Origin of the sequence: Pseudokineococcus marinus, from assembly GCF_013004605.1 — a bacterium.
GTDB classification, from domain to species: domain Bacteria; phylum Actinomycetota; class Actinomycetes; order Actinomycetales; family Quadrisphaeraceae; genus Pseudokineococcus; species Pseudokineococcus marinus.
Genome location: NZ_JABEMA010000453.1, coordinates 1 through 1,804, shown reverse-complemented (window position 1 = coordinate 1,804; position 1,804 = coordinate 1). Strand labels below are relative to the sequence as shown.

Here is a 1,804-nt window from a genome sequence, read left to right as displayed (position 1 = left end):
GCCGGCGCGTGAGCGCGCCGGCGGCCGACGCCGGGGCCGCGCGGCCGGCGGCCGAGGGACCGGCGGCGGAGGGGGCGCAGCAGGACGACGTCCTCCTGCGCGTGCGGGGCCTGCAGGTGCACTTCCCCATCAAGAAGGGCCTGCTGCTGGACCGCACGGTCGGGCACGTGCGTGCCGTCGACGGCGTCGACCTCGACCTGCGGCGCGGGCAGACCTACGGGCTCGTCGGGGAGTCGGGCTGCGGCAAGTCGACGCTCGGGCGCGCGGTGCTGCGCCTGGGGGAGCCGACCGCCGGCAGCGTCGAGCTCGACGGGCAGGACGTCCTCGCCCTGCGCCGCGACGAGCTGCGCTCGCTGCGGCGGCGGATGCAGATGGTCTTCCAGGACCCGATGTCGAGCCTCGACCCGCGCCAGAGCGTGGAGAGCACCCTCACCGAGCCGCTGCGCGCGCACGGCGCGCCGGGCGGGCCCCGGGCGTGGCGCGAGCGGGTGCTCGAGCTGCTCGAGGTCGTCGGGCTCCCGGCGTCGGCCGCCGCCCGCTACCCGCACGAGTTCTCCGGCGGCCAGCGCCAGCGCATCGGCATCGCCCGGGCCGTGGCGCTCTCGCCCGACCTCGTCGTCGCCGACGAGCCGGTCAGCGCCCTCGACGTGTCGGTGCAGGCGCAGGTCGTCAACCTCCTCGAGGAGCTGCAGGAGCGCCTGGGGCTGACCTACCTCGTCATCGCCCACGACCTGGCCGTCGTCCGGCACATCAGCGACGTCGTCGGCGTCATGTACCTCGGCGTCGTCGTCGAGCAGGCGCCGAGCGACGAGCTCTACGCCAACCCGCTGCACCCGTACACGCTGTCGCTGATGTCGGCGATCCCCGTGCCGGACCCGGCCGTCGAGGACTCGCGCGAGCGGATCCTCCTCACCGGCGACCTCCCGAGCCCGGCCTCACCGCCGTCGGGCTGCCGCTTCCACACCCGCTGCCCGTTCCGGCAGGCGACGCGGTGCCACGACGAGGTGCCGCGGCCGCGCGAGCTCGCGCCGGGGCACGTCGTCGCCTGCCACTGGGCCGAGGAGGTGCGCGACGGGCGCGTCCGGGCCAGCGCGGCCTCCCACGACCCGACGGCGACCAGCGCGGCGGAGGGCGGGACGGCGCCGCGGGACTGACCCGGGCCGGTCCCGGCGCGCCCGCTCGCCCCGGGTGCGCTAGGCAGGCGGCATGTGGTTCGACGCGTGGGGCGACCTGGGGCGGGTCCTGGCCGTGGGGGCGAGCGCCTACGTCGCCCTCGTGGTGCTGCTGCGCGTGTCGGGCAAGCGGACCCTGGCCAAGCTCAACGCCTTCGACCTCGTCGTCACGGTGGCGCTGGGCTCGACCCTGGCCACGATCCTGCTGAGCAGCGACGTCTCCTGGGCCGAGGGCGCGCTGGCGCTCGTGCTGCTCGTCGGGCTGCAGCTGGTGGTGGCGTGGACGACCACGCGGTGGCCGGCCAGCCGCCGGGTCCTCACCTCGGCGCCGACGCTCCTGCTGTGGCGCGGCGAGGTGCGCGAGGAGGCCCTGCGCACCCAGCGGGTGTCGCCCTCCGAGCTGCGACAGGCGGTGCGCGCCAGCGGTGCGGGCGACGTGTCCCGCGTCGGCGCCGTCGTGCTCGAGAGCGACGGCAGCCTCAGCGTCGTCCCGGAGTCCTCGCTCGGGGACGCCTCCGCCCTCGCCGACGTCCCGGGCGCCGCCCGGCGGGGCCGGCCGGGGCACCGCCGGGCCTGAGCGCGCGTCCCGCGCACCCGTGCGGCTCCCTGCGCGTCAGCCCACCGCCCGCGCC

At 77.4% G+C, this 1,804-nt stretch carries 2 protein-coding genes; both read left to right on the top strand.

Going from position 1 to position 1,804, the window contains the following annotated elements; all coding sequences use genetic code 11:
- Positions 1 to 95: 95 nt before the first annotated feature.
- On the top strand, positions 96 to 1,154 hold the full coding sequence (locus HLB09_RS16530) for an ABC transporter ATP-binding protein (protein ID WP_212771271.1): 1,059 nt from the start codon (positions 96 to 98) through the stop codon (positions 1,152 to 1,154).
- Positions 1,155 to 1,206: 52 nt separating this feature from the next.
- Complete coding sequence (locus tag HLB09_RS16525; RefSeq protein WP_171204392.1) at positions 1,207 to 1,749, top strand: DUF421 domain-containing protein; 543 nt, start codon at positions 1,207 to 1,209, stop codon at positions 1,747 to 1,749.
- The last annotated feature ends 55 nt before the right edge of the window (positions 1,750 to 1,804 follow it).